The following is a 21,965-nucleotide window of genomic DNA, read 5'->3' as shown; positions in this document are numbered from 1 at the left end:
AAAACTCAACTTTCTATCTGAAAACAAGAGAGAGTTGAGTTTTTTTTAAGGCAATTTTGGTATAATAATCGTAACAAGGAGGAGTTTCTGATGATAAAAATCTTATTAGTAGAAGATGATCTAGGCCTGTCAAACTCAGTATTTGACTTTTTAGATGATTTTGCAGATGTCATGCAGGTCTTTGATGGAGAAGAAGGTCTCTACGAAGCAGAAAGTGGCGTTTATGACTTGATTCTGCTTGACCTGATGTTGCCTGAAAAAAATGGCTTCCAAGTTTTGAAAGAATTGCGTGAAAAAGGAATTACAACACCAGTCCTTATCATGACTGCCAAAGAGAGTTTGGATGACAAGGGACATGGTTTTGAGTTGGGAGCGGATGACTACCTCACCAAACCCTTCTACCTAGAAGAACTCAAAATGCGGATTCAAGCCCTTCTCAAACGTTCAGGCAAGTTTAACGAAAATACCTTGACCTATGGGGATATTGTCGTCAACCTTTCAACGAATGAAGTAAAAGTGGAAGATACTCCTGTGGAATTGCTCGGGAAAGAGTTTGAGTTATTGGTTTACTTCCTTCAAAATCAAAATGTCATTCTTCCCAAGACACAAATTTTTGACCGCCTATGGGGATTTGATAGCGATACGACTATTTCCGTTGTAGAAGTCTATGTTTCAAAAGTTCGTAAGAAACTGAAGGGTACAGCCTTTGCTGAAAACCTTCAAACCTTGCGTAGTGTCGGGTATATTTTAAAAGATGTTCAATAAACTAAAAAAAACATGGTATGCGGATGATTTCAGCTATTTCATTCGAAACTTCGGAGTGTTCACCCTGATTTTCTCTGCTATGACCTTGATTATCCTTCAGGTCATGCACTCGAGTCTCTACACCTCTGTAGATGAAAAACTCCAAGCCCTTAGTAGTAGTCCACAAGCTGTCATCCAATTAGCCCTTAATCGGGCAACTGAGGAAGTCAAGGATATTCAACCAGCAACAGCGGATGCCAGTAAGGCTGAAGTAAAGCCCAATGTTAGCTCAAATACAGAAGTTTTGCTCTTTGACAAGGATTTTAACCAACTCTTACTGGGCAATCGTTTTCTAGGCTTGGATAAGATCAAGCTGGACAAGAAAGAGTTGAATCATATTCGCCAAATTCAAGTAGTCAATAGCTATGGTCAGGAAGAAACCTATCGAATGGTCTTGATGGAAACCAACTCTTCCTCCGTATCAAGCAATGTCAAATATGCGGCGGTTTTAATCAATACCAGCCAGCTCGAGCAAATCAGTCAAAACCACGAGCATTTAATTGTTGTAGTTATGGCTAGTTTCTGGCTCCTGTCTTTAATTGCTAGTGTTTATCTGGCACGTGTCAGTGTCAAACCTTTACTGGAAAGTATGCAAAAGCAGAAGTCCTTTGTTGAAAATGCGAGTCACGAACTGAGAACGCCTTTGGCCGTTTTACAAAATCGCTTAGAGAATCTCTTTCGAAAACCAGAGGCAACGATTATGGAATCCAGCGAAAGTATTGCTTCTAGTCTCGAAGAAGTTCGGAACATGCGCTTCCTCACGACCAATCTTCTCAACCTTGCACGTCGAGATGATGGAATCAAACCAGAAATAGCAGAAGTTTCTCCACAATTCTTTAAAACAACCTTTGCCAACTATGAGTTGATTGCTTCTGAAAATGATCGTGTTTTTGACTATGAAAATCGAGTTTATCGCCCATTCATGACCGATCAGTTGCTCCTAAAACAGCTCATGACCATCTTGTTTGATAATGCCATCAAGTATACCGAAGAAGATGGCAAGATTGAGTTTGTAGTTCATGCTACAGATCGCCATCTCTATCTTACAGTAACAGATAATGGGATTGGAATCTCAGCTGCCGATAAGAAGAAAATCTTTGACCGTTTTTACCGTGTAGACAAGGCGAGGACTCGTCAGAAAGGTGGTTTTGGCCTAGGACTATCTCTGGCCAAGCAGATTGTAGATGCCTTACGAGGAACGATTAGCGTAAAAGATAACAAACCTAGAGGAACGATTTTTGAAGTTAAAATTGCCATCCAATCTCCTTCCAAACGTAAGAATAAATAAAAAAGACAGTTTTGAGAAACTGTCTTTTTAGATAACAAGAAAAGAGGTTGGTAGTAGTACCAACCTTTATTTTGAAAGTTTTCGTTTAATCATCTTTCGTTGAAGTTGTAAGAGGGCGAAGCTTGTCCCCATAGCAGCAATAAATGATAAAACTGTATTTAATTTTAAGGCTAAAAAGATAAAGCTAAAAAGTGCCATAAAAATACAAAAACAAGCAATATTTACAAAAAATAAAATCTCTTTTAAGTTAGGGCCGACTGGAGCTTCCGGTGTATAATCTTGATAAAGCGGAGTTTGATTCGATTCGGGAGCTTGTTCAAACTCATAAGCTTCTAGTTTTCTTGCGGACATGATTCTCTCCTTAACAGTACATAACTATTTTATCATTTTTTATGCAGAGAATTATTACAGAATTGTTACAAAACTACTAAAGTCTCTTATCATTATCTGAGTCGCTCTTCTTGACACCTACTAGAGAAAGTGATAGCATGGATGTTACACTTGAAACAGATGACCAGACCTTCTCTATTATAAATATACTGAGCAAGGAAGGGATAACTTATATAAATTGATTGCAAGCAAGTGCTTTTCCTAAGATAATTTGTTGAGTTGCTACCGTGATTCTTTGTAAGAGTGGTAGGAGTTGTTTTGAATGGATGATAAGACAGAGATTCTGTCTATTGGACTGGGTAGCATTTTGCTACCTCTGGGGAAAAGTTAAAGGAGATAAACATGTATCTTGCTATCAAAGAAATATTACGAAACAAACTTCGATATAGTTTGATTCTAACTACTATTTTTCTTATCGCTTTTATGGTCTTTTTTATGACCAGTTTAGCTCTTGGCCTCGTGAGAAATAACAGAGCAGCTATTGATAACTGGCAAGCGACGGGTGTGGTTTTATCTGACTACGCAAATGATAATTTGACAGCATCCTTTATTCCTGAAAATAACTACAAGGATAAGAGTTCTAAAGAGGCTGCTCCCCTTGGCTATATGTTCGCTGTGACCAATCTAGTCGATGATAGTGAAAAGGTCAATGTTTCCATCTTTGCTCAAGAGTGGGACTCTTTTATCTCTCCTAGTTTGACGGAGGGTCGTTATCCTGAAGGAGATGATGAGGTTGTCGTGGATCAGTCCTTTGAGAATTATGGGATGAAGCTAGGTGATACCATTCAGCTCAATGGAAGCGAGGCAAGTTACAAGATTGTAGGTCTGACTCAAGATAATAAATTTTTCACCGAGCCTGTTGTCTTTACGAGTCTGTCAACTTATTGGACCTTACAAGGAACCTTGAAAGCCAATCATTCTATCTCTGCCTTGGTATTGAAAAATGATATAGAAGTGGCTGGAGACGGACTGAAACAGATTTCTATTCCAAAAATGATATCGAAAATTCCTGGTTACACACCTCAGGTGAATGTATTTTCAGGCATGATTCTTGCTATGATTGTTATCACAGGCTTGATTGTGGGGATTTTTGTCTATATCATTACCATCCAAAAACTAGGACTTTATGGAATAATGCGGGCTCAGGGAATACAGATCAAAACCATTGTATGGTCTCTTTTCTGTCAAATCTTCCTTCTAGCTGGTATGGGGATTGCTTTAGCCTTGCTGGCTATTGGAGGAGTGATTTTAGTCTTACCAGCTACCTTCTTTTTCTACCCAAGTTGGTTAGCCTACTCTATCCTAAGTTTGGTAATTTCCTTGATGGCCCTTCTAGGTGGTGTCATTTCACTTCCACGCTTGCTAAAGGTGGACCCGATTACTGCGATTGCAGAGTGATAAGGAGAATAGTATGACAACATTGATTGAAATGAATCAAGTGACAAAAACCTACGGGGAAGGAAAGATGAAAGTCGTTGCCCTACATGAGACGAATTTTCAGCTAAATGCGGGAGAATTCGTAGCTATCGTTGGGCCTTCAGGCTCTGGAAAGACGACCTTTCTAACAACTCTAGGACAACTTCAGGAAGCATCAAGTGGAAAGATTTTGGTAAAGGGGAAAGAAACAGGCAGTTTGACGGAGAAGGAGAAAACAGCTCTCCGTTTTAGAGAGTTTGGCTTCATTCTTCAGGCTTCAAACTTGATTCCTTTTCTAACGGTCAAGGAACAGCTTGATTTGATTGACAGACTGGATAAGGGAAAAAATAGGAAAAGTGATCGAAAAGAGTTACTTGACCTGTTGGATTTGGAAAAAGTTCAAAATCAGTATCCCAAGGCTTTATCAGGTGGCGAACGTCAGCGTGCGGCGATTGCTAGAGCGCTTTATAACAATCCAAGCATCGTGCTTGCAGATGAGCCGACAGCCAGTCTGGATACCCAGCGTGCTTACCAAGTAACGGAGATGTTGGCTGCCATTGCCCACGAACAAGGGAGAGGAGTTGTTATGATTACACATGATACACGCCTTCTTGATAAGGTTGACCGTATCTATGTCATGAATGATGGCCACCTAGTAGAAAAAACACATGCATAAAAAAGAGAGTGGATGGTACTGGTTACTGTTCACTTTTTTGATTGCCAACTTTAAAAAATGACGTTGACTTTTTATAAAATTCCTGGTATTCATAGCTGATTTTTGAGAATTGTGGTATAATTTTTCTTATGGAAAAGATTATCATTACAGCAACTGCTGAAAGTATTGAACAAGTTGAACAGTTACTTAAAGCTGACGTAGATCGTATCTATGTCGGTGAGAAAGATTTTGGTCTTCGTCTGCCAACGACCTTTAGTTATGAAGAGTTGCGCACCATCGCTAAGCTGGTTCATGATGCGAGTAAGGAATTGATCGTTGCGGTTAACGCCCTCATGCACCAAGATATGATGGACCGTATCAAGCCCTTCCTAGACTTCTTGGAAGAAATCAAGACAGACTATATTACAGTAGGAGATGCAGGTGTCTTTTACGTGGTCAACCGTGATGGCTATTCCTTCAAGACTATCTACGATGCTTCAACTATGGTAACTAGTAGTCGTCAGATTAATTTCTGGGGTCAAAAGGCAGGAGCTTCTGAGGCGGTTTTAGCGCGTGAAATTCCATCTGCTGAACTCTTTAAGATGCCAGAGATTTTGGAAATTCCTGCTGAAGTCTTGGTTTATGGTGCCAGTGTCATTCACCATTCTAAGCGTCCGCTCTTACAAAACTACTACAACTTCACGCACATCGATGATGAAAAAACACGTAAACGTGATCTCTTCCTTGCAGAACCGAGTGACCCAGAAAGCCATTACTCTATCTTTGAAGACAATCATGGTACCCACATCTTTGCTAACAATGACCTTGATTTAATGACCAAATTGACTGAGTTGGTTGAGCATGGTTTCACCCATTGGAAGCTAGAAGGACTCTACACTCCAGGTCAGAATTTTGTTGAGATTGCTAAACTCTTTATCCAAGCGCGTAGCTTGATCCAAGAGGGTAACTTTAGCCATGATCAAGCCTTCTTGCTGGATGAAGAAGTCCGTAAACTTCATCCTAAAAATCGTTTCCTTGATACAGGATTTTATGACTACGATCCTGATATGGTTAAATAGGACATAAAAACCCGAAATAAAAATGTTCGGGTTTTTCCAGTGTATCCATGAAATAAAAACGGATACATGTTATAATAAAAATAGCTCTTTAATGGAGGTGTTTGAGTGGAAAATCTGAAGAAAATGGCAGGTATCAAGGCTGCTGAGTTTGTCAAGGATGGCATGGTAGTCGGACTTGGAACGGGCTCTACTGCCTACTATTTCGTAGAAGAAATCGGTCGTCGGATTAAGGAAGAAAGTTTACAGATTACTGCTGTAACAACTTCCAGTGTGACCAGTAAACAGGCCGAAGGTCTTAATATCCCGCTCAAGTCGATTGATCAAGTGGACTTTGTCGATGTGACAGTCGACGGAGCGGATGAAGTAGATAGCCAGTTTAACGGGATCAAAGGCGGTGGGGGTGCCCTTCTGATGGAGAAGGTTGTCGCAACGCCCTCAAAAGAATACATTTGGGTGGTGGATGAAAGCAAACTGGTAGAAAAACTAGGTGCTTTTAAATTGCCAGTAGAAGTGGTTCAATATGGCGCAGAGCAGGTTTTTCGTCGTTTTGAGCGAGCTGGCTACAAACCAAGTTTCCGTGAAAAAGACGGTCAACGTTTTGTGACAGATATGCAGAACTTTATCATTGATCTAGCCTTGGAAGTCATTGAAGACCCAATTGCTTTCGGACAAGAATTGGATCATGTCGTTGGTGTCGTCGAGCATGGCTTATTCAACCAAATGGTGGATAAGGTCATCGTAGCGGGACGAGATGGTGTTCAGATTTTAACTTCAACAAAAGCAAAATAATAAGGAGACAGATTATGTCAAAATTTAATCGAATTCACTTGGTGGTACTGGATTCTGTCGGAATTGGTGCTGCACCAGATGCTAATAACTTTGTCAATGCAGGGGTTCCAGATGGAGCTTCTGATACACTGGGACACATTTCCAAAACAGTTGGTTTGAATGTTCCAAACATGGCTAAAATCGGTCTAGGAAATATTCCTCGCGAAACGCCTTTGAAGACTGTACCAGCTGAAAGCAATCCAACAGGATATGCAACAAAACTAGAAGAAGTATCTCTTGGTAAGGATACTATGACTGGACACTGGGAAATCATGGGACTTAACATTACGGAGCCTTTCGATATTTTCTGGAATGGATTCCCGGAAGAAATCTTGACGAAAATCGAAGAATTCTCAGGACGCAAGGTCATTCGTGAAGCTAACAAACCGTACTCAGGAACGGCTGTTATCGATGACTTTGGACCACGTCAAATGGAAACTGGGGAGTTGATTATCTATACTTCAGCTGACCCTGTCTTGCAAATCGCTGCCCACGAAGACATCATTCCTTTGGATGAACTTTACCGTATTTGTGAATACGCTCGTTCGATCACTCTTGAGCGTCCAGCCCTTCTAGGTCGTATCATTGCCCGTCCATATGTAGGTGAGCCTGGAAACTTCACTCGCACGGCAAATCGTCGTGACTTGGCTGTATCTCCATTTGCACCAACCGTTCTCGACAAACTCAACGAAGCTGGTATCGATACTTATGCCGTTGGAAAAATAAATGATATCTTTAACGGTGCTGGTATCAACCATGACATGGGTCATAACAAGTCAAATAGTCATGGAATTGATACACTGTTGAAGACTATGGGACTTGCTGAGTTTGAAAAAGGATTCTCATTTACAAACTTGGTAGACTTTGATGCTCTTTACGGTCACCGCCGTAACGCTCATGGTTACCGTGATTGCTTGCATGAGTTTGATGAGCGCTTGCCTGAAATTATCGCCGCCATGCGAGAGGATGACCTTCTCTTGATTACTGCGGACCATGGAAATGATCCAACCTACGCGGGTACAGACCACACTCGTGAATACATTCCACTTTTGGCTTACAGTCCTGCCTTTAAAGGAAACGGTTTGATTCCAGTTGGACATTTTGCTGATATCTCTGCAACAGTTGCGGATAACTTTGGTGTTGAAACAGCCATGATTGGAGAAAGTTTCTTAGATAAATTGGTATAAGATGACGAGATATGCTTTACTTGTTCGGGGCATTAATGTCGGTGGGAAAAATAAGGTTGTCATGGCGCAACTCCGTCAAGAACTGACAGAGTTGGGACTGGAAAAGGTTGAAACCTACATCAACAGTGGCAATATCTTCTTTACTTCGATAGCCCCCAAAGCCCGATTGGTTGAAAAGTTAGAGACTTTCTTTAAAGTCCATTATCCATTTATTCAGAGCTTTTCTTTGCTGAGTCTAGAGGACTTTGAGGCGGAACTTGACAATCTACCAGGTTGGTGGACAAAAGACATGGCACGAAAAGATGTCCTCTTCTACACGGAGGGCTTGGATGTGGATCAAGTCATCGAGAAAGTGGACAGTTTGGAACTGGAAGATGAAGTCGTTCATTTTGGTAAACTTGGGATTTTCTGGGGGAAATTTTCTGAAGAATCTTACTATGCAACAGCCTATCACAAGTACTTACTCAAGATGCCTTTCTACCGCCAAATCACCATTCGTAATGCAAAAACCTTTGACAAAATTGGTAAATTACTAAAAAATAATAAAGGAGACACACAATGACATTTTTAGACAAAATCAAGGAAACAGCTGCTTTTTTGAAAGAAAAGGGTGTCCTAGCGCCTGAATTTGGTTTAATCCTTGGATCAGGTCTGGGAGAACTTGCAGAAGAAATCCAAAATCCAGTAGTTGTAGACTATGCAGAAATTCCAAACTGGGGTCGTTCAACCGTAGTTGGTCACGCTGGTAAATTGGTATATGGAGAACTTTCTGGTCGCAAGGTCTTGGCTCTTCAAGGGCGTTTCCATTTCTACGAAGGAAACCCTCTTGAAGTGGTAACTTTCCCTGTACGTGTCATGAAAGTTCTCGGCTGTGAGGGTGTCATTGTTACCAACGCTGCAGGAGGTATCGGCTACGGTCCTGGTACCTTGATGGCTATCTCAGACCATATCAACTTTACGGGTCAAAATCCGTTGATTGGTGAAAATTTAGATGACTTTGGTCCACGTTTCCCAGATATGTCTAAAGCCTACACTCCAGAATATCGTGCAACTGCCCATGAAGTGGCTAAAAAACTCGGTATCAAGCTTGATGAAGGTGTCTATATCGGTGTAACTGGTCCGACTTATGAAACACCTGCAGAGATTCGTGCCTATAAGACATTGGGAGCAGATGCAGTTGGTATGTCCACTGTTCCTGAAGTTATTGTGGCAGCCCACTCAGGCTTGAAAGTTCTCGGTATTTCATGTATTACTAATCATGCTGCTGGTTTCCAAGAAGAACTCAACCACGAGGAAGTTGTAGAAGTGACTGAACGTGTTAAAGACGACTTCAAAGGTTTGCTTAAAGCGATTCTTGCTGAATTGTAATCATGTTAATAGAATTGAGGAGTATTTTTCGAGAAATCCCTTATAATTTTAGATTATTCATAGCAGTAATTCTGCAAGGAATAATTTCGGGTTTATCTGGTATATTTCTCCATTATCTTTTAGAGATGGTGGAGGGGCTAGTTTTTGGTCAGTCAGAGCATCATAGTGGATTTTTGACAGATGGAGTTTCCTCCTCACGGATAGGACTAAGTTTAATAATCGTGGGTCTTAGCTCGTCCTTAGTCTGGTACTTCTTGCAAAAAGGGTCGAAGATTTTATTCCATCAAAGCTCAGATGAAGGATGAGACTTCGCAATACAAGCTTCATTTTTTAAGACAGCTATTTCATTCAATTTGGCAGATTATTGCAGTTGGAGGGGGAGCGCCTATTGGAAAAGAAGCTGCGCCACGAGAGATTGGAACTCTATTTGCAGGGCCAATTGGAAAAATATGTATACTGTCTATGAAGGATCGCATCTTTCTCCTTGCTTGTGGTGCTGGTGCTGGTTTAGCGGCTGTCTATCAGGTTCCATTAACAAGTGTTTTCTTCGTTTTTGAGACTCTAGGAATTACTTTATCTATCAAGCGATTTGTCTTAGTCGGTTTGACTACCTATGTGTCAACCTATACAGCAGGATTGGTTATTTCAGATCATGCTCTCTACCAGATTTCAGCTATTGCATGGTCATTAAAGGAAGTGTGGATTGTCCCTTTATTACTTCTTTTCTTAACCCCCTTAGCTTGGCTTTTTGGTCGCTTAAGTAAAGAAGTGTCTTCAAACAGGATAAAAGATAAACGAATACTTCTCACATTGCCCTCAGCTTTTCTTTTTCTTGTTGGTCTAGCAATTTACTTTCCGCATCTACTTGGCAATGGACGCATGATGGCTCAGGAGATTTTAAATGGCAGCAGTGGTCAAACAGTGCTTCTCATGTTTTTCCTAAAAGCAGTGGTCGTTCTTATTATCCTTTGGGCAGGGGCCTATGGTGGTACTCTTACGCCATCTTTTGCCTTGGGGATGGCTGGAGCTGCTCTCTTGGGCATGATTCTAGGTTTGGACAACCAGCCAACCGTTTTACTTTTAGGATCTGTTTGCTTTTTATCTGTGACCTTGAGGGCGCCCATTTCTGCAACCGGATTAGTTATAGGTTTCACTGGGCTAGGTTTAGATTCTCTTCCGTATCTCTTAGTATCTGCTTTCCTGGCTTATGGTTTTGCAAAAGTGTTAGATCGCTTTCCTTGGGCTAGCATACTGTGTAAGATGTCAAAGAATAAAGTAATTTGGTAGGAAATGCCCGTTTCTTCTAATCAAGGATTTATCTTAAGAGATTAAAAACTATTGTCAGTTTATCAATAACTGTTTTAAATAAAAATGTAGTAGGCTTATCGGAGTCATGATTGAATACGATTTTTCCTAGCTATGAAATATAAAAATAAAAAAAGAAAGGTAGAGCGTGTGTTCTGATTTGAATACGAGCGGAAAACTTTTCAAAACAAAAAAAGAAAGGATGGGTAAACCGTATTTGCTGAACTGAATACGGGCGGAGAACTGTGTAAAAAAGATAAACTGTCTAGCATCTGCGATGCGTCGTCAGTTTCCTATTTTTACTTTGTTCTCTGTCGCTATCCTGAATATACAATAAAGAAAGGTAGAGCAAGGTGTTCTAATTTGAACACGAGCGGAAAACTCGGAAAATAGATAATCTGACTGAGAAATCAGGATTTCTCGTCAGATTCCTAATTTTCAGTCGTTTTCTTCTCGCTCTTTGTATCATAAATTATGTCTATCCATATTGCTGCTCAGCAGGGTGAAATTGCTGACAAAATTCTTCTTCCTGGGGATCCTCTTCGTGCTAAGTTTATTGCGGAGAACTTCCTTGAAGATGCTGTTTGTTTTAACGAAGTGCGTAACATGTTTGGTTACACTGGTACTTACAAAGGTCACCGTGTATCAGTCATGGGAACTGGGATGGGAATGCCGTCTATTTCCATCTATGCGCGTGAGTTGATTGTTGACTACGGTGTTAAGAAATTGATCCGTGTAGGAACTGCAGGTTCTTTGAATGAGGATGTCCATGTCCGTGAATTGGTCTTGGCACAAGCAGCTGCAACTAACTCAAACATCATCCGCAATGATTGGCCTCAGTATGATTTTCCACAAATTGCAAGTTTTGACTTGCTAGATAAGGCCTACCATATCGCCAAAGAACTTGGTATGACAACCCACGTTGGGAATGTTTTGTCATCGGATGTCTTTTACTCAAACTACTTTGAAAAGAATATCGAGCTTGGTAAATGGGGCGTCAAGGCTGTGGAAATGGAAGCAGCAGCACTTTACTATTTGGCAGCCCAACACCATGTGGATGCGCTAGCTATCATGACCATTTCTGATAGCTTGGTCAATCCAGACGAAGACACCACTGCAGAAGAACGACAAAATACCTTCACCGATATGATGAAGGTTGGTTTGGAAACCTTGATTGCAGACTAAAATTGTAATAGAAAATCCTGATTTCACTTGAAATCAGGATTTTTTCATAGATGCGATTTTTTCTGGGTCTGGTGTAACGCGGAGGGTCTTTTGTCCTGTGTAGGTTACAAAGCCAGGTTTTCCACCAGTTGGTTTGTTGAGTTTCTTGACTTCAATCATATCCACCTGCACGAGATTTGACAAGCGCCCTTTGGAGAAATAGGCAGCCAGTTCCGCCGCATCTGTCTTGACTTCGTCAGAAGGATTGAGATTTCCTGAGATAACGACATGACTTCCAGGAATGTTCTTGGCATGGAACCAAAGTTCCTCCTTGCGGGCCATTTTAAAGGTCAATTCTTCATTTTGAAGATTGTTTCGTCCGACATAGATGATGGTTTTTCCGTCGCTAGCCAGATACTGTTCTGGTTTTTTGCGTTTGTGGATTTTCTCCCGCTGTCTTCTTCGGATGAAGCCTGTTTGGATCAATTCTTCACGGATTTCAGCGATTTCCTCTAGTCCAGCTTGACTGAGAACAGTTTCCACACTTTCCAGATAGAGAATGGTAGACTTGGTTTCTTCGATCAGCTCAGTCAGATATTTGACAGCTTCTTTGAGCTTCTGGTAGCGTTTAAAGTAGCGCTGGGCATTCTGACTGGGTGTTAGAGCCTTATCAAGAGCAATGGTGATAGGCTGATTGGTGTAGTAGTTGTCCAAGGTAACCTGGTCTTGGTCATTAGGCACTTGGTGGAGGAAGGTTGTCAGCAACTCTCCTTTTTGGCGAAACTCCTCAGCGTTGTCTGTCGCCAGTAATTCTTTTTCTTGTTTTTTTAGTTTGTGACGATTTTTCTGTAGTTCATTTTCAACACGTCGAATCAGTTCGCTGGCTTGTTGTTTAACGCGGTCGCGCTCGGCTTTATCCTTATAATAGGTATCTAAGAGATCCGAAAGGCTGGCAAAAGGCTCTCCTACACGATTGGCAAAAGGAACTGGACTGAAGGAAGTCTCCGTTAGGTAAGGTTTAGTTTCTTGTCCGAAAAAGTGCTGGAAAGTGGAGAGTTTATCACGAACCAAGAGCCTTTCCAGTTCGTTTGCGGTATCTCTTCCTAGACCTTGAAAAAGGCTTTGAAGATTTTTTGCAGTTAGTTCTTGGGTTTGCAAGATTTCAAAGAGTTTTTCATCCTTGATAGTAAAAGGATTGAGGGATCCCGTACTTGGAGGAGCGATATAGCTCGAGCCTGGAAGTAAGGTTCGGTAGCTATTTTGCGAAAAGCCAACGTGTTTGATGACTTCGAGGATTTTATGACTGCTTTTATCGACCAGTAGAATATTACTGTGTTTTCCCATGATTTCGATAATCAATGTAGCCTGAATATGGTCTCCAATCTCGTTTTTATTGGAAACAGTGATCTCCACGATACGGTCATTTTCCACTTGCTCTATCGACTCAATCAGGGCGCCTTGTAAATACTTTCTCAAAACCATGATAAAGGTGGAAGGTTGGGCTGGATTTTCAAAGGTCGTTTGGGTTAGCTGAATGCGTCCGAAAACTGGATGAGCAGAGAGGAGCAGGCGATGGCTTTGGCGATTACTGCGGATTTGCAAGACCAACTCTTGTTCAAAAGGCTGATTGATTTTTTGGATGCGACCATTGACCAACTCGCTCCGCAATTCCTCAACCATGTGGTGTAAAAAAAATCCGTCAAATGACATCGTTCTCTCCTTGTGATTGTATTCCATAGTATTATATCAAAAAGGTAGAATAAAATCATAGAAATATGGTATAATAAAGCCAAGTAAAGAGAATCGAGAAGCACATGTATATTGAAATGGTAGATGAAACTGGTCAAGTTTCACAAGAAATCTTGCAACAAACCCAAGATATTTTGGAATTTGCAGCCCAAAAAATAGGAAAAGAAGACAAGGAGATGGCAGTTACTTTTGTGACCAATGAACGTAGCCACGAACTCAACCTCGAGTACCGTGATACGGATCGTCCGACAGATGTCATTAGCCTTGAGTATAAGTCAGAATTGAACATTACTGTTGACGAGGAGGATTTGACAGACAATCCAGAATTGGCAGAAATGATGTCTGAATTTGATGCCTATATTGGGGAACTTTTCATCTCTATCGATAAAGCGCATGAGCAGGCCGAGGAATACGGTCACAGCTTTGAGCGCGAGATGGGCTTCTTGGCAGTACACGGCTTTTTACATATCAACGGCTATGATCACTACACTTCGGAAGAAGAAGCGGAGATGTTCGGTTTACAAGAAGAAATTTTGACAGCCTATGGACTCACAAGACAATAAACGAAAATGGAAAAATCGTGACCTTGTATCCAGTTTAGAATTTGCCCTTACAGGAATTCTGACTGCCATCAAGGAAGAACGCAATATGCGAAAACATGCAGTGACAGCTCTAGTGGTTATCCTTGCAGGTTTTGTTTTTCAGGTGTCACGAATCGAATGGCTCTTTCTCCTAATGAGCATTTTCTTGGTAGTAGCGTTTGAGATTATTAATTCTGCTATCGAAAATGTGGTGGATCTAGCCAGTCACTATCACTTTTCTATGTTAGCGAAGAAAGCCAAGGATATGGCAGCTGGTGCCGTACTTGTGGTTTCCCTTCTTGCCGCTTTGACAGGTGCGCTTATATTTCTCCCACGCATTTGGGATTTACTATTTTAAACAATAAGAGGAAATTATGACATTTAAATCAGGCTTTGTAGCCATTTTAGGACGTCCCAATGTTGGGAAGTCAACCTTTTTAAATCACGTTATGGGGCAAAAGATTGCTATCATGAGTGACAAGGCGCAAACAACGCGCAATAAAATCATGGGGATTTACACCACGGATAAGGAACAAATCGTCTTTATCGACACACCAGGAATTCACAAGCCTAAAACAGCTCTTGGGGATTTCATGGTGGAATCTGCCTATAGTACCCTTCGTGAAGTGGATACTGTTCTATTCATGGTGCCAGCTGATGAGCCACGTGGTAAAGGCGACGACATGATTATCGAGCGTCTGAAAGCAGCCAAGGTTCCAGTGATTTTGGTGGTCAATAAGATTGACAAGGTCCACCCAGACCAACTTCTGGCTCAGATAGATGACTTCCGTAACCAGATGGACTTTAAGGAGATTGTGCCTATCTCAGCCCTTCAGGGAAATAATGTTTCTCGTCTAATCGACATTCTTAGTGAAAATCTGGAGGAAGGTTTCCAGTATTTCCCAGCTGATCAAATCACAGACCACCCAGAGCGTTTCTTGGTCTCAGAGATGATTCGTGAGAAAGTTTTGCACCTAACTCGTGAAGAGATTCCTCACTCAGTCGCAGTAGTGGTTGACTCTATGAAACGTGACGAAGAGACAGACAAGGTTCATATCCGAGCTACCATCATGGTCGAGCGCGATAGCCAAAAGGGTATCATCATCGGTAAAGGTGGCGCTATGCTCAAGAAAATTGGGACTATGGCTCGTCGTGATATCGAACTCATGCTAGGGGACAAGGTCTTCTTAGAAACTTGGGTCAAGGTCAAGAAAAACTGGCGTGATAAAAAGCTAGATTTGGCTGACTTTGGCTATAATGAAAAAGAATACTAAGTAGAGGTGGGCTCATGCCTGCTTCTTGTTTTTACAGAAGGAGGACTTATGCCTGAATTACCTGAGGTTGAAACGGTTCGTCGTGGCTTAGAAAAATTGATTTTAGGAAAGAAGATTTCTAATATAGAGATTGCTTATTCTAAGATGATCAAGACAGATTTGGACGAGTTTCAAAAGGGAGTGCCTGGTCAGATTGTTGAGTCCATGGGGCGTCGTGGAAAATATCTACTTTTTTACCTGACTGACAAGGTCTTGATTTCTCATTTGCGAATGGAAGGCAAGTATTTTTACTATCCAGACCAGGTACCTGAACGCAAGCATGCCCATGTTTTCATTCAGTTTGAAGATGGTGGTACACTTGTTTATGAGGATGTACGTAAGTTTGGCACTATGGAACTGCTGGCACCCGACCTATTGGAAGCCTACTTTGTTTCTAAAAAATTAGGGCCTGAACCAAGAGAGCAAGACTTTGATTTGCAGTCCTTTCAAGCTGCCCTAGCCAAATCTAAAAAGCCTATCAAATCCCATCTTTTAGATCAGACCTTGGTAGCTGGCCTGGGAAATATCTATGTGGATGAGGTCCTCTGGCGGGCTCAGGTCCATCCAGCTAGAGCTTCCCAAACTTTGACAGTAGCAGAAGCGACAGCCATTCATGACCAGACCATTGCTGTTTTGGGACAGGCTGTTGAAAAAGGCGGATCAACCATTCGAACCTATACCAATGCCTTTGGCGAAGACGGAACCATGCAGGACTTCCATCAGGTCTATGATAAGACTGGACAAGCATGTTCGCGCTGTGGGACAGTGATTGAGAAATTCCAGCTCGGTGGACGTGGAACTCATTTTTGTCCTCAGTGTCAAAGGAGGGACTGATGGGAAAAATCATCGGAATCACAGGGGGCATCGCCTCTGGTAAGTCAACTGTGACAAATTTTCTGAGACAGCAAGGCTTTCAAGTGGTGGATGCCGACGCAGTTGTTCACCAGCTACAGAAACCTGGAGGCCGTCTGTATCAGGTCTTAGTTCAGCACTTTGGACAGGAAATTCTCTTAGAAAATGGAGAACTCAATCGCCCTCTCCTAGCTAGTCTCATCTTTTCAAAAACTGAAGAGCGGGAATGGTCTAAGCAAACACAAGGAGAGATTATTCGTGAGGAACTGGCAGCATTGCGAGATCAGTTAGCTCAGACAGAAGCGATTTTTTTCATGGATATTCCCCTACTTTTTGAGCAAGACTATGCCAACTGGTTTGATGAAACGTGGTTGGTCTATGTGGATCGAGATGTTCAGGTGGAACGTTTCATGAAACGGAATCAGCTTTCTAAGGAAGTCGCCGAGTCGCGTCTGGCAATCCAGTGGTCTTTAGAAGAAAAAAAGGGCTTGGCGACTCATGTCCTAGATAACAATGGCAGTCGTGATCAGCTTGTGAGTCAAGTAGTGAAGTTACTTGAAGGAGGCGATAGCTGTGCAAGAGATTAGTTGGAAAGAGAATCTTCGTGTCGCCTGGTTCGGTAGTTTTCTAACGGGGGCCAGTATTTCCTTGGTCGTTCCTTTCATGCCTATCTTTGTGGAGCAGTTGGGAATCGAAGGAGACCAAGTTGCTTTTTATGCTGGATTAGCCATCTCAGTTTCGGCTGTTTCAGCAGCTCTAGTTTCTCCTATCTGGGGTATCCTTGCTGACAAGTATGGTCGAAAACCCATGATGATTCGAGCAGGCCTTGCCATGACTATCACCATGGGAGGTTTGGCCTTTGTACCGAATATCTATTGGTTACTCTTTTTGCGCTTGCTCAATGGTGTATTTACTGGATTTGTCCCCAATGCAACAGCTTTGATTGCTAGTCAGGTACCTAAAGATAAGTCGGGAGCGGCTCTGGGGACTCTATCTACAGGTGTTGTTGCAGGAACATTGACGGGCCCCTTTGTAGGTGGCTTGATTGCTGAAATTTTTGGTATCCGCAATGTCTTTTTATTGGTGGGTGCTTTCCTATTTTTAGCTGCAATCCTAACCATTTTCTTTATCAAGGAAGATTTTCAGCCAGTGGCTAAGGAGAAGGCTATCCCAACGAAAGAAGTATTTTCTTCTTTCAAGTATCCTAGGCTTTTAGTGAATCTATTTTTGACGAGCTTTGTCATTCAATTTTCAGCTCAATCAATTGGTCCCATTCTCGCTCTCTATGTTCGGGACTTAGGGCAGACTGAAAATCTCCTCTTTGTATCAGGATTGATCGTATCCAGCATGGGATTTTCCAGTATGATGAGTGCTGGAGTGATGGGAAAACTAGGAGATAAGGTGGGAAATCATAGACTTTTAGTTGCAGCGCAGATTTATTCAGTCATCATTTACCTTCTTTGTGCCCATGCAACCAGCCCCATTCAACTTGGCTTGTATCGTTTTCTCTTTGGTTTGGGAACGGGTGCTCTGATACCGGGGGTCAATGCTCTTCTCAGTAAAATGACTCCAAAATCAGGTATTTCAAGAATTTTTGCCTTTAACCAAGTCTTTTTCTACCTTGGGGGTGTTGTTGGTCCCATGACTGGTTCAGCAGTAGCAGGGCAATTCGGCTACCACTCTGTTTTTTATGCGACAGCAGCCTGTGTAGCTCTTAGTTGTTTATACAACTTAGTTCAATTTAGATCATTATTAAAAGTAAAGGAAATCTCGTGCGAGTAAAAATTAATCTCAAATGCTCCTCTTGTGGCAGTATTAATTACCTAACCAGTAAAAACTCCAAAACCCATCCAGACAAGATTGAGGTTTTAAAGTATTGTCCCAAAGAAAGAAAAGTAACCCTACATCTTGAATCTAAGTAGAATTTATGGTAAAATAATAGGGATTTTAAGGAGTTTGATATGTACAACCTATTATTAACCATTTTATTAGTATTATCTGTTGTGATTGTGATTGCGATTTTCATGCAACCAACTAAGAACCAATCCAGCAATGTATTTGATGCCAGCTCAGGTGATTTGTTTGAACGTAGTAAGGCGCGTGGTTTTGAAGCTGTGATGCAACGTTTGACAGGTATTTTAGTCTTTTTCTGGCTAGCCATTGCCTTAGCATTGACAGTATTATCAAGTAGATAAGAAATGGGCGAGACTAGGTCTTAGCCTATTTTTATTTTATGACACTTATAAAGTTATCAGTCAAAAAAATTATAAAAATCTAGAAAGAAAACATGAAAGATAAAATTAAAGAATATTTGCAAGAGAAGGGGCGAGTGACGGTAAATGACCTAGCTCAGGCTCTCGGAAAGGATGGGTCCAAGGATTTCCGTGAGTTGATTAAAACCCTGTCTCTGATGGAAAGAAAGCACCAGATTCGTTTTGAAGATGATGGTAGTTTATGTCTGGACCAAAAGAAGAAACATGAAATTACCCTCAAAGGGATTTTTCATGCCCATAAAAACGGCTTTGGCTTTGTCAGTCTAGAAGGGGAAGAGGACGATCTTTTTGTAGGAAAAAACGATGTCAACTATGCCATTGATGGCGATACCGTTGAGGTCGTGATTAAGAAAGTCGCTGACCGTAACAAGGGAACAGCAGCAGAAGCCAAAATTATTGATATCCTAGAGCATAGCCTGACGACAGTTGTCGGCCAAATCGTTCTAGATCAGGAAAAGCCCAAGTATGCTGGCTACATTCGTTCAAAAAATCAAAAAATCAGCCAACCGATCTATGTGAAGAAACCGGCTATCAAGTTGGAAGGTACTGAAGTTCTCAAGGTCTTTATCGACAAATACCCAAGTAAGAAACATGATTTCTTTGTCGCTAGTGTGCTGGACGTGGTGGGACACTCGACTGATGCTGGGATTGACGTTCTTGAAGTCTTGGAATCCATGGATATTGTCTCAGAATTTCCAGAAGCTGTTCTCAAGGAGGCAGAAAGTGTGCCAGATGCTCCGTCTCAAAAGGATATGGAAGGTCGTCTGGACCTGAGAGATGAAATCACCTTTACCATTGATGGTGCGGATGCCAAGGACTTGGACGATGCGGTTCATATCAAAGCCTTGAAAAATGGCAATATCGAACTCGGAGTTCACATCGCGGATGTTTCCTACTATGTGACCGAGGGTTCTGCCCTTGATAAGGAAGCTCTCAATCGTGCGACTTCTGTTTATGTGACAGACCGTGTAGTTCCAATGCTTCCAGAGCGTCTGTCAAATGGAATCTGCTCCCTCAATCCTCAAGTAGATCGCTTGACCCAGTCTGCTATTATGGAAATTGATAAACATGGTCGTGTGGTTAATTACACCATTACCCAAACAGTTATCAAGACTAGTTTCCGAATGACCTATAGCGCTGTCAATGACATCCTAGCTGGCGATGAGGAAAAGAGACAAGAGTTTAAGAAAATTGTTCCTAGTATCGAGCTCATGGCTAAGCTTCATGAAAGGCTAGAAGGCATGCGTGAGAAACGTGGAGCTCTCAATTTTGATACCAGTGAAGCTAAGATCTTAGTGGATAAAAAAGGTAAGCCTGTGGATATCGTTCTTCGTCAGCGTGGTGTTGCTGAGCGGATGATTGAGTCCTTCATGTTGATAGCCAACGAAACGGTTGCTGAGCACTATAGCAAACTGGATCTACCTTTTATCTATCGGATTCACGAGGAGCCTAAGGCTGAAAAAGTTCAGAAGTTTATTGATTACGCTTCAAGTTTTGGTTTACGGATTTATGGGACTGCCAGTGAGATTAGCCAGGAGGCGCTTCAAGACATCATGCGTGCTGTTGAGGGAGAACCCTATGCGGATGTATTATCCATGATGCTTCTTCGATCCATGCAGCAGGCTCGCTATTCAGAGCACAATCACGGTCACTATGGACTAGCAGCTGACTATTACACTCACTTTACCAGCCCGATTCGCCGTTATCCAGACCTCCTTGTTCACCGTATGATTCGGGATTATGGGCGTTCTAAGGAAATAGCAGAGCATTTTGAACAAGTGATTCCAGAGATTGCAACCCAGTCTTCCAACCGTGAACGTCGTGCCATCGAGGCCGAGCGTGAAGTCGAAGCCATGAAAAAGGCTGAGTATATGGAAGAATACGTGGGCGAAGAGTATGATGCAGTTGTATCCAGTATTGTCAAGTTTGGTCTCTTTGTCGAATTGCCAAATACAGTTGAAGGCTTGATTCATATCACTAATTTGCCTGAATTTTATCATTTCAATGAGCGTGACTTGACCCTGCGTGGGGAGAAATCAGGCATAACTTTCCGTGTGGGACAGCAGATTCGCATTCGGGTAGAAAGAGCGGATAAGATGACGGGCGAAATTGACTTCTCTTATATCCCAAGTGAGTTTGATGTCATCGAAAAAGGCTTGAAACAAGCTGGGCGCAAAGACAGAAGTCGTGGCTCAAGTCGTCGTTCAGACAAGAAGGAAGACAAGAGAAAATCAGGACGCTCAAATGATAAGCATAAACATTCACAAAAAGATAAGAAGAAAAAGGGAAAGAAACCTTTTTACAAAGAAGTAGCTAAGAAAGGAGCCAAGCATGGCAAAGGGCGAGGGAAAGGTCGTCGCACAAAATAAAAAAGCGCACCACGACTATACAATCGTAGATACGCTAGAGGCAGGAATGGTCCTGACTGGAACTGAAATCAAGAGCGTTCGAGCTGCTCGAATCAATCTCAAGGACGGCTTTGCCCAAGTAAAAAATGGGGAAGTCTGGCTGAGCAATGTTCATATCGCCCCTTACGAAGAGGGGAATATCTGGAATCAGGAACCAGAACGACGTCGTAAACTCCTGCTCCATAAGAAGCAAATTCAAAAATTGGAACAGGAAACCAAAGGAACAGGGATGACCCTTGTTCCCCTTAAAGTCTATCTCAAAGATGGTTATGCCAAGCTTCTTTTAGGACTTGCCAAAGGGAAACATGACTATGACAAACGCGAATCCATCAAGCGACGTGAACAAAACCGCGACATCGCGCGTGTGATGAAAGCTGTCAACCAGCGTTAAGAAGAGGAAGTAAAATGGAAAAATTAATTGCCTATAAACGGATGCCCTTGTGGAACAAACAGACCATGCCAGAAGCTGTCCAGCAAAAGCACAATACTAAGGTCGGCACTTGGGGAAAAATTACTGTCTTGAAGGGGACTCTCAAGTTTATTGAGTTGACTGAAGATGGTGAGGTTCTAGCTGAAAACCTCTTTGAGGCAGGGGCTGACAATCCCATGGCGCAACCACAAGCCTGGCACCGAGTGGAAGCTGCCACTGATGATGTAGAATGGTACTTGGAATTTTATTGTAAACCTGAGGATTATTTCCCTAAGAAATACAATACCAATCCAGTCCACTCAGAGGTCCTAGAGGCTATGCAGACGGTGAAACCGGGGAAAGCCTTGGATTTGGGTTGTGGTCAGGGGCGTAACTCTCTCTTTCTTGCACAGAATGGTTTTGATGTGATAGCTGTGGACCAAAATGAATTGTCCCTTGAAATCTTGCAAAGCATCGTAGAGCAAGAGGATCTAGACATGCCTGTCGGACTTTATGATATCAATTCAGCCAGCATTAGCCAAGACTATGATTTCATCGTATCGACAGTTGTTCTGATGTTCCTACAAGCGGACCGCATTCCAGCTATTATCCAAAATATGCAGGAGCACACCACGGTCGGTGGCTACAATCTTATCGTCTGTGCCATGGATACAGAGGATTATCCTTGCTCAGTGAATTTCCCATTCACCTTTAAAGAAGGGGAGTTGGCGAACTACTACAAGGATTGGGAATTGGTCAAATATAATGAAAATCCAGGACATCTGCACCGTCGTGATGAAAATGGCAATCGCATTCAACTACGCTTTGCGACCATGTTAGCTAAAAAAGTCAAGTAAAATAAACATCTACAAACGAATAGAAACCACTTTGCAAGG

The 21,965-nt window shown here is 42.0% G+C and carries 23 protein-coding genes and 1 pseudogene; 22 read left to right on the top strand and 2 right to left on the bottom strand.

The genetic code is table 11. The annotated features are described in order from the left end of the window. The first annotated feature begins 90 nt into the window (after positions 1 to 90). Together ciaR and K1I97_RS02995 are read left to right on the top strand one after the other, a co-directional pair. Complete coding sequence (gene ciaR / locus K1I97_RS03000; RefSeq protein ID WP_000590630.1) at positions 91 to 765, top strand: two-component system response regulator CiaR; 675 nt, start codon at positions 91 to 93, stop codon at positions 763 to 765. Continuing rightward, a complete protein-coding gene (locus K1I97_RS02995) occupies positions 755 to 2,092 on the top strand; it encodes a sensor histidine kinase (protein ID WP_084972232.1) in 1,338 nt (445 codons plus the stop codon). The genes ciaR and K1I97_RS02995 overlap by 11 nt, the downstream gene beginning before the upstream one ends. Positions 2,093 to 2,158: 66 nt before the next feature. On the opposite strand, the gene K1I97_RS02990 is transcribed toward K1I97_RS02995, so the two are convergent. Beyond that, complete coding sequence (locus K1I97_RS02990; RefSeq protein WP_084972233.1) at positions 2,159 to 2,443, bottom strand: DUF3270 domain-containing protein; 285 nt, start codon at positions 2,441 to 2,443, stop codon at positions 2,159 to 2,161. 381 nt (positions 2,444 to 2,824) lie between these two features. Here K1I97_RS02990 and K1I97_RS02985 point away from each other — a divergent pair, with 381 nt between their 5' ends. The 9 genes and pseudogenes from K1I97_RS02985 (at position 2,825) to deoD (ending at position 11,505) form a co-directional block, all read left to right on the top strand. After that, entirely contained in the window at positions 2,825 to 3,880 is a 1,056-nt protein-coding gene (locus K1I97_RS02985; protein ID WP_084972234.1) for an ABC transporter permease, read from the top strand. A 13-nt stretch (positions 3,881 to 3,893) separates the two neighbouring features. Beyond that, the gene (locus K1I97_RS02980) at positions 3,894 to 4,574 is read left to right on the top strand and encodes an ABC transporter ATP-binding protein (RefSeq protein ID WP_084972235.1); all 681 of its coding nucleotides are present in this window, start codon (positions 3,894 to 3,896) and stop codon (positions 4,572 to 4,574) included. A 128-nt stretch (positions 4,575 to 4,702) separates the two neighbouring features. Further along, a complete protein-coding gene (locus tag K1I97_RS02975; protein WP_084972236.1) occupies positions 4,703 to 5,632 on the top strand; it encodes a peptidase U32 family protein in 930 nt (309 codons plus the stop codon). Positions 5,633 to 5,737: 105 nt separating this feature from the next. Next, on the top strand, positions 5,738 to 6,421 hold the full coding sequence (rpiA, locus tag K1I97_RS02970) for a ribose-5-phosphate isomerase RpiA (RefSeq protein WP_084972237.1): 684 nt from the start codon (positions 5,738 to 5,740) through the stop codon (positions 6,419 to 6,421). Between the two features lie 14 nt (positions 6,422 to 6,435). Then, the gene (locus tag K1I97_RS02965) at positions 6,436 to 7,647 is read left to right on the top strand and encodes a phosphopentomutase (protein WP_084972238.1); all 1,212 of its coding nucleotides are present in this window, start codon (positions 6,436 to 6,438) and stop codon (positions 7,645 to 7,647) included. A 1-nt stretch (position 7,648) separates the two neighbouring features. Then, positions 7,649 to 8,209: a DUF1697 domain-containing protein gene (locus tag K1I97_RS02960; RefSeq protein WP_084972239.1), complete on the top strand. Its 561-nt coding sequence runs from the start codon at positions 7,649 to 7,651 to the stop codon at positions 8,207 to 8,209. After that, complete coding sequence (locus K1I97_RS02955; protein ID WP_084972240.1) at positions 8,206 to 9,015, top strand: purine-nucleoside phosphorylase; 810 nt, start codon at positions 8,206 to 8,208, stop codon at positions 9,013 to 9,015. Before K1I97_RS02960 ends, K1I97_RS02955 begins: the two co-directional genes overlap by 4 nt. Positions 9,016 to 9,017: 2 nt before the next feature. Further along, positions 9,018 to 10,302 (top strand): annotated as a pseudogene (locus K1I97_RS02950) (chloride channel protein). 492 nt (positions 10,303 to 10,794) lie between these two features. Beyond that, complete coding sequence (deoD, locus tag K1I97_RS02945; RefSeq protein WP_012972499.1) at positions 10,795 to 11,505, top strand: purine-nucleoside phosphorylase; 711 nt, start codon at positions 10,795 to 10,797, stop codon at positions 11,503 to 11,505. A gap of 33 nt (positions 11,506 to 11,538) precedes the next feature. Here the strand turns inward: deoD and pavA are convergent, their stop codons facing one another. Beyond that, positions 11,539 to 13,194, bottom strand: coding sequence for an Rqc2 family fibronectin-binding protein PavA (gene pavA / locus K1I97_RS02940; RefSeq protein WP_084972241.1), 1,656 nt, complete (start codon positions 13,192 to 13,194; stop codon positions 11,539 to 11,541). Positions 13,195 to 13,298: 104 nt separating this feature from the next. Here pavA and ybeY point away from each other — a divergent pair, with 104 nt between their 5' ends. The 11 genes from ybeY to tehB all read left to right on the top strand — a co-directional run bounded on the left by ybeY (position 13,299) and on the right by tehB (position 21,926). Next, a complete protein-coding gene (gene ybeY, locus K1I97_RS02935) occupies positions 13,299 to 13,796 on the top strand; it encodes an rRNA maturation RNase YbeY (protein ID WP_084972242.1) in 498 nt (165 codons plus the stop codon). Then, positions 13,777 to 14,172, top strand: coding sequence for a diacylglycerol kinase family protein (locus tag K1I97_RS02930; RefSeq protein ID WP_125827724.1), 396 nt, complete (start codon positions 13,777 to 13,779; stop codon positions 14,170 to 14,172). The genes ybeY and K1I97_RS02930 overlap by 20 nt, the downstream gene beginning before the upstream one ends. 16 nt (positions 14,173 to 14,188) lie before the next feature. Beyond that, the gene (era, locus tag K1I97_RS02925) at positions 14,189 to 15,088 is read left to right on the top strand and encodes a GTPase Era (RefSeq protein ID WP_000143274.1); all 900 of its coding nucleotides are present in this window, start codon (positions 14,189 to 14,191) and stop codon (positions 15,086 to 15,088) included. A gap of 48 nt (positions 15,089 to 15,136) precedes the next feature. Beyond that, positions 15,137 to 15,961: a DNA-formamidopyrimidine glycosylase gene (gene mutM, locus K1I97_RS02920; protein ID WP_223331513.1), complete on the top strand. Its 825-nt coding sequence runs from the start codon at positions 15,137 to 15,139 to the stop codon at positions 15,959 to 15,961. Further along, on the top strand, positions 15,961 to 16,566 hold the full coding sequence (coaE, locus tag K1I97_RS02915) for a dephospho-CoA kinase (RefSeq protein WP_223331512.1): 606 nt from the start codon (positions 15,961 to 15,963) through the stop codon (positions 16,564 to 16,566). Before mutM ends, coaE begins: the two co-directional genes overlap by 1 nt. After that, a complete protein-coding gene (locus tag K1I97_RS02910) occupies positions 16,553 to 17,761 on the top strand; it encodes a multidrug efflux MFS transporter (RefSeq protein ID WP_223331511.1) in 1,209 nt (402 codons plus the stop codon). The genes coaE and K1I97_RS02910 overlap by 14 nt, the downstream gene beginning before the upstream one ends. Further along, on the top strand, positions 17,752 to 17,901 hold the full coding sequence (rpmG, locus tag K1I97_RS02905) for a 50S ribosomal protein L33 (RefSeq protein ID WP_001809104.1): 150 nt from the start codon (positions 17,752 to 17,754) through the stop codon (positions 17,899 to 17,901). The genes K1I97_RS02910 and rpmG overlap by 10 nt, the downstream gene beginning before the upstream one ends. Positions 17,902 to 17,940: 39 nt before the next feature. Further along, on the top strand, positions 17,941 to 18,174 hold the full coding sequence (gene secG / locus K1I97_RS02900) for a preprotein translocase subunit SecG (RefSeq protein ID WP_000282517.1): 234 nt from the start codon (positions 17,941 to 17,943) through the stop codon (positions 18,172 to 18,174). A gap of 92 nt (positions 18,175 to 18,266) precedes the next feature. Continuing rightward, entirely contained in the window at positions 18,267 to 20,621 is a 2,355-nt protein-coding gene (gene rnr / locus K1I97_RS02895) for a ribonuclease R (RefSeq protein ID WP_223331510.1), read from the top strand. After that, positions 20,584 to 21,051 carry an SsrA-binding protein SmpB gene (smpB, locus tag K1I97_RS02890; RefSeq protein WP_001051743.1) on the top strand — a complete coding sequence of 156 codons (468 nt, stop codon included), beginning with the start codon at positions 20,584 to 20,586 and terminating at the stop codon, positions 21,049 to 21,051. Before rnr ends, smpB begins: the two co-directional genes overlap by 38 nt. Before the next feature lie 14 nt (positions 21,052 to 21,065). Next, positions 21,066 to 21,926 (top strand): SAM-dependent methyltransferase TehB, encoded by an 861-nt coding sequence (gene tehB / locus K1I97_RS02885; RefSeq protein ID WP_223331509.1) that lies wholly within the window; start codon positions 21,066 to 21,068, stop codon positions 21,924 to 21,926. Positions 21,927 to 21,965 lie beyond the last annotated feature (39 nt).

This window comes from Streptococcus oralis, from assembly GCF_019929345.1.
Taxonomy (GTDB): Bacteria; Bacillota; Bacilli; order Lactobacillales; family Streptococcaceae; genus Streptococcus.
Note: the sequence above shows the minus strand (reverse complement) of the source record. Positions and strands in the feature narration are given on the sequence as shown.

Bases quoted from the DNA above. Each gene is read 5' to 3' on its own strand.
- ciaR (WP_000590630.1), top strand. From the start codon at position 91: ATGATAAAAATCTTATTAGTAGAAGATGATCTAGGCCTGTCAAACTCA.
- K1I97_RS02995 (WP_084972232.1), top strand. From the start codon at position 755: ATGTTCAATAAACTAAAAAAAACATGGTATGCGGATGATTTCAGCTAT.
- K1I97_RS02990 (WP_084972233.1), bottom strand. From the start codon at position 2,443: ATGTCCGCAAGAAAACTAGAAGCTTATGAGTTTGAACAAGCTCCCGAA.
- K1I97_RS02985 (WP_084972234.1), top strand. From the start codon at position 2,825: ATGTATCTTGCTATCAAAGAAATATTACGAAACAAACTTCGATATAGT.
- K1I97_RS02980 (WP_084972235.1), top strand. From the start codon at position 3,894: ATGACAACATTGATTGAAATGAATCAAGTGACAAAAACCTACGGGGAA.
- K1I97_RS02975 (WP_084972236.1), top strand. From the start codon at position 4,703: ATGGAAAAGATTATCATTACAGCAACTGCTGAAAGTATTGAACAAGTT.
- K1I97_RS02965 (WP_084972238.1), top strand. From the start codon at position 6,436: ATGTCAAAATTTAATCGAATTCACTTGGTGGTACTGGATTCTGTCGGA.
- K1I97_RS02960 (WP_084972239.1), top strand. From the start codon at position 7,649: ATGACGAGATATGCTTTACTTGTTCGGGGCATTAATGTCGGTGGGAAA.
- K1I97_RS02955 (WP_084972240.1), top strand. From the start codon at position 8,206: ATGACATTTTTAGACAAAATCAAGGAAACAGCTGCTTTTTTGAAAGAA.
- deoD (WP_012972499.1), top strand. From the start codon at position 10,795: ATGTCTATCCATATTGCTGCTCAGCAGGGTGAAATTGCTGACAAAATT.
- pavA (WP_084972241.1), bottom strand. From the start codon at position 13,194: ATGTCATTTGACGGATTTTTTTTACACCACATGGTTGAGGAATTGCGG.
- ybeY (WP_084972242.1), top strand. From the start codon at position 13,299: ATGTATATTGAAATGGTAGATGAAACTGGTCAAGTTTCACAAGAAATC.
- K1I97_RS02930 (WP_125827724.1), top strand. From the start codon at position 13,777: ATGGACTCACAAGACAATAAACGAAAATGGAAAAATCGTGACCTTGTA.
- era (WP_000143274.1), top strand. From the start codon at position 14,189: ATGACATTTAAATCAGGCTTTGTAGCCATTTTAGGACGTCCCAATGTT.
- mutM (WP_223331513.1), top strand. From the start codon at position 15,137: ATGCCTGAATTACCTGAGGTTGAAACGGTTCGTCGTGGCTTAGAAAAA.
- coaE (WP_223331512.1), top strand. From the start codon at position 15,961: ATGGGAAAAATCATCGGAATCACAGGGGGCATCGCCTCTGGTAAGTCA.
- secG (WP_000282517.1), top strand. From the start codon at position 17,941: ATGTACAACCTATTATTAACCATTTTATTAGTATTATCTGTTGTGATT.
- rnr (WP_223331510.1), top strand. From the start codon at position 18,267: ATGAAAGATAAAATTAAAGAATATTTGCAAGAGAAGGGGCGAGTGACG.
- smpB (WP_001051743.1), top strand. From the start codon at position 20,584: ATGGCAAAGGGCGAGGGAAAGGTCGTCGCACAAAATAAAAAAGCGCAC.
- tehB (WP_223331509.1), top strand. From the start codon at position 21,066: ATGGAAAAATTAATTGCCTATAAACGGATGCCCTTGTGGAACAAACAG.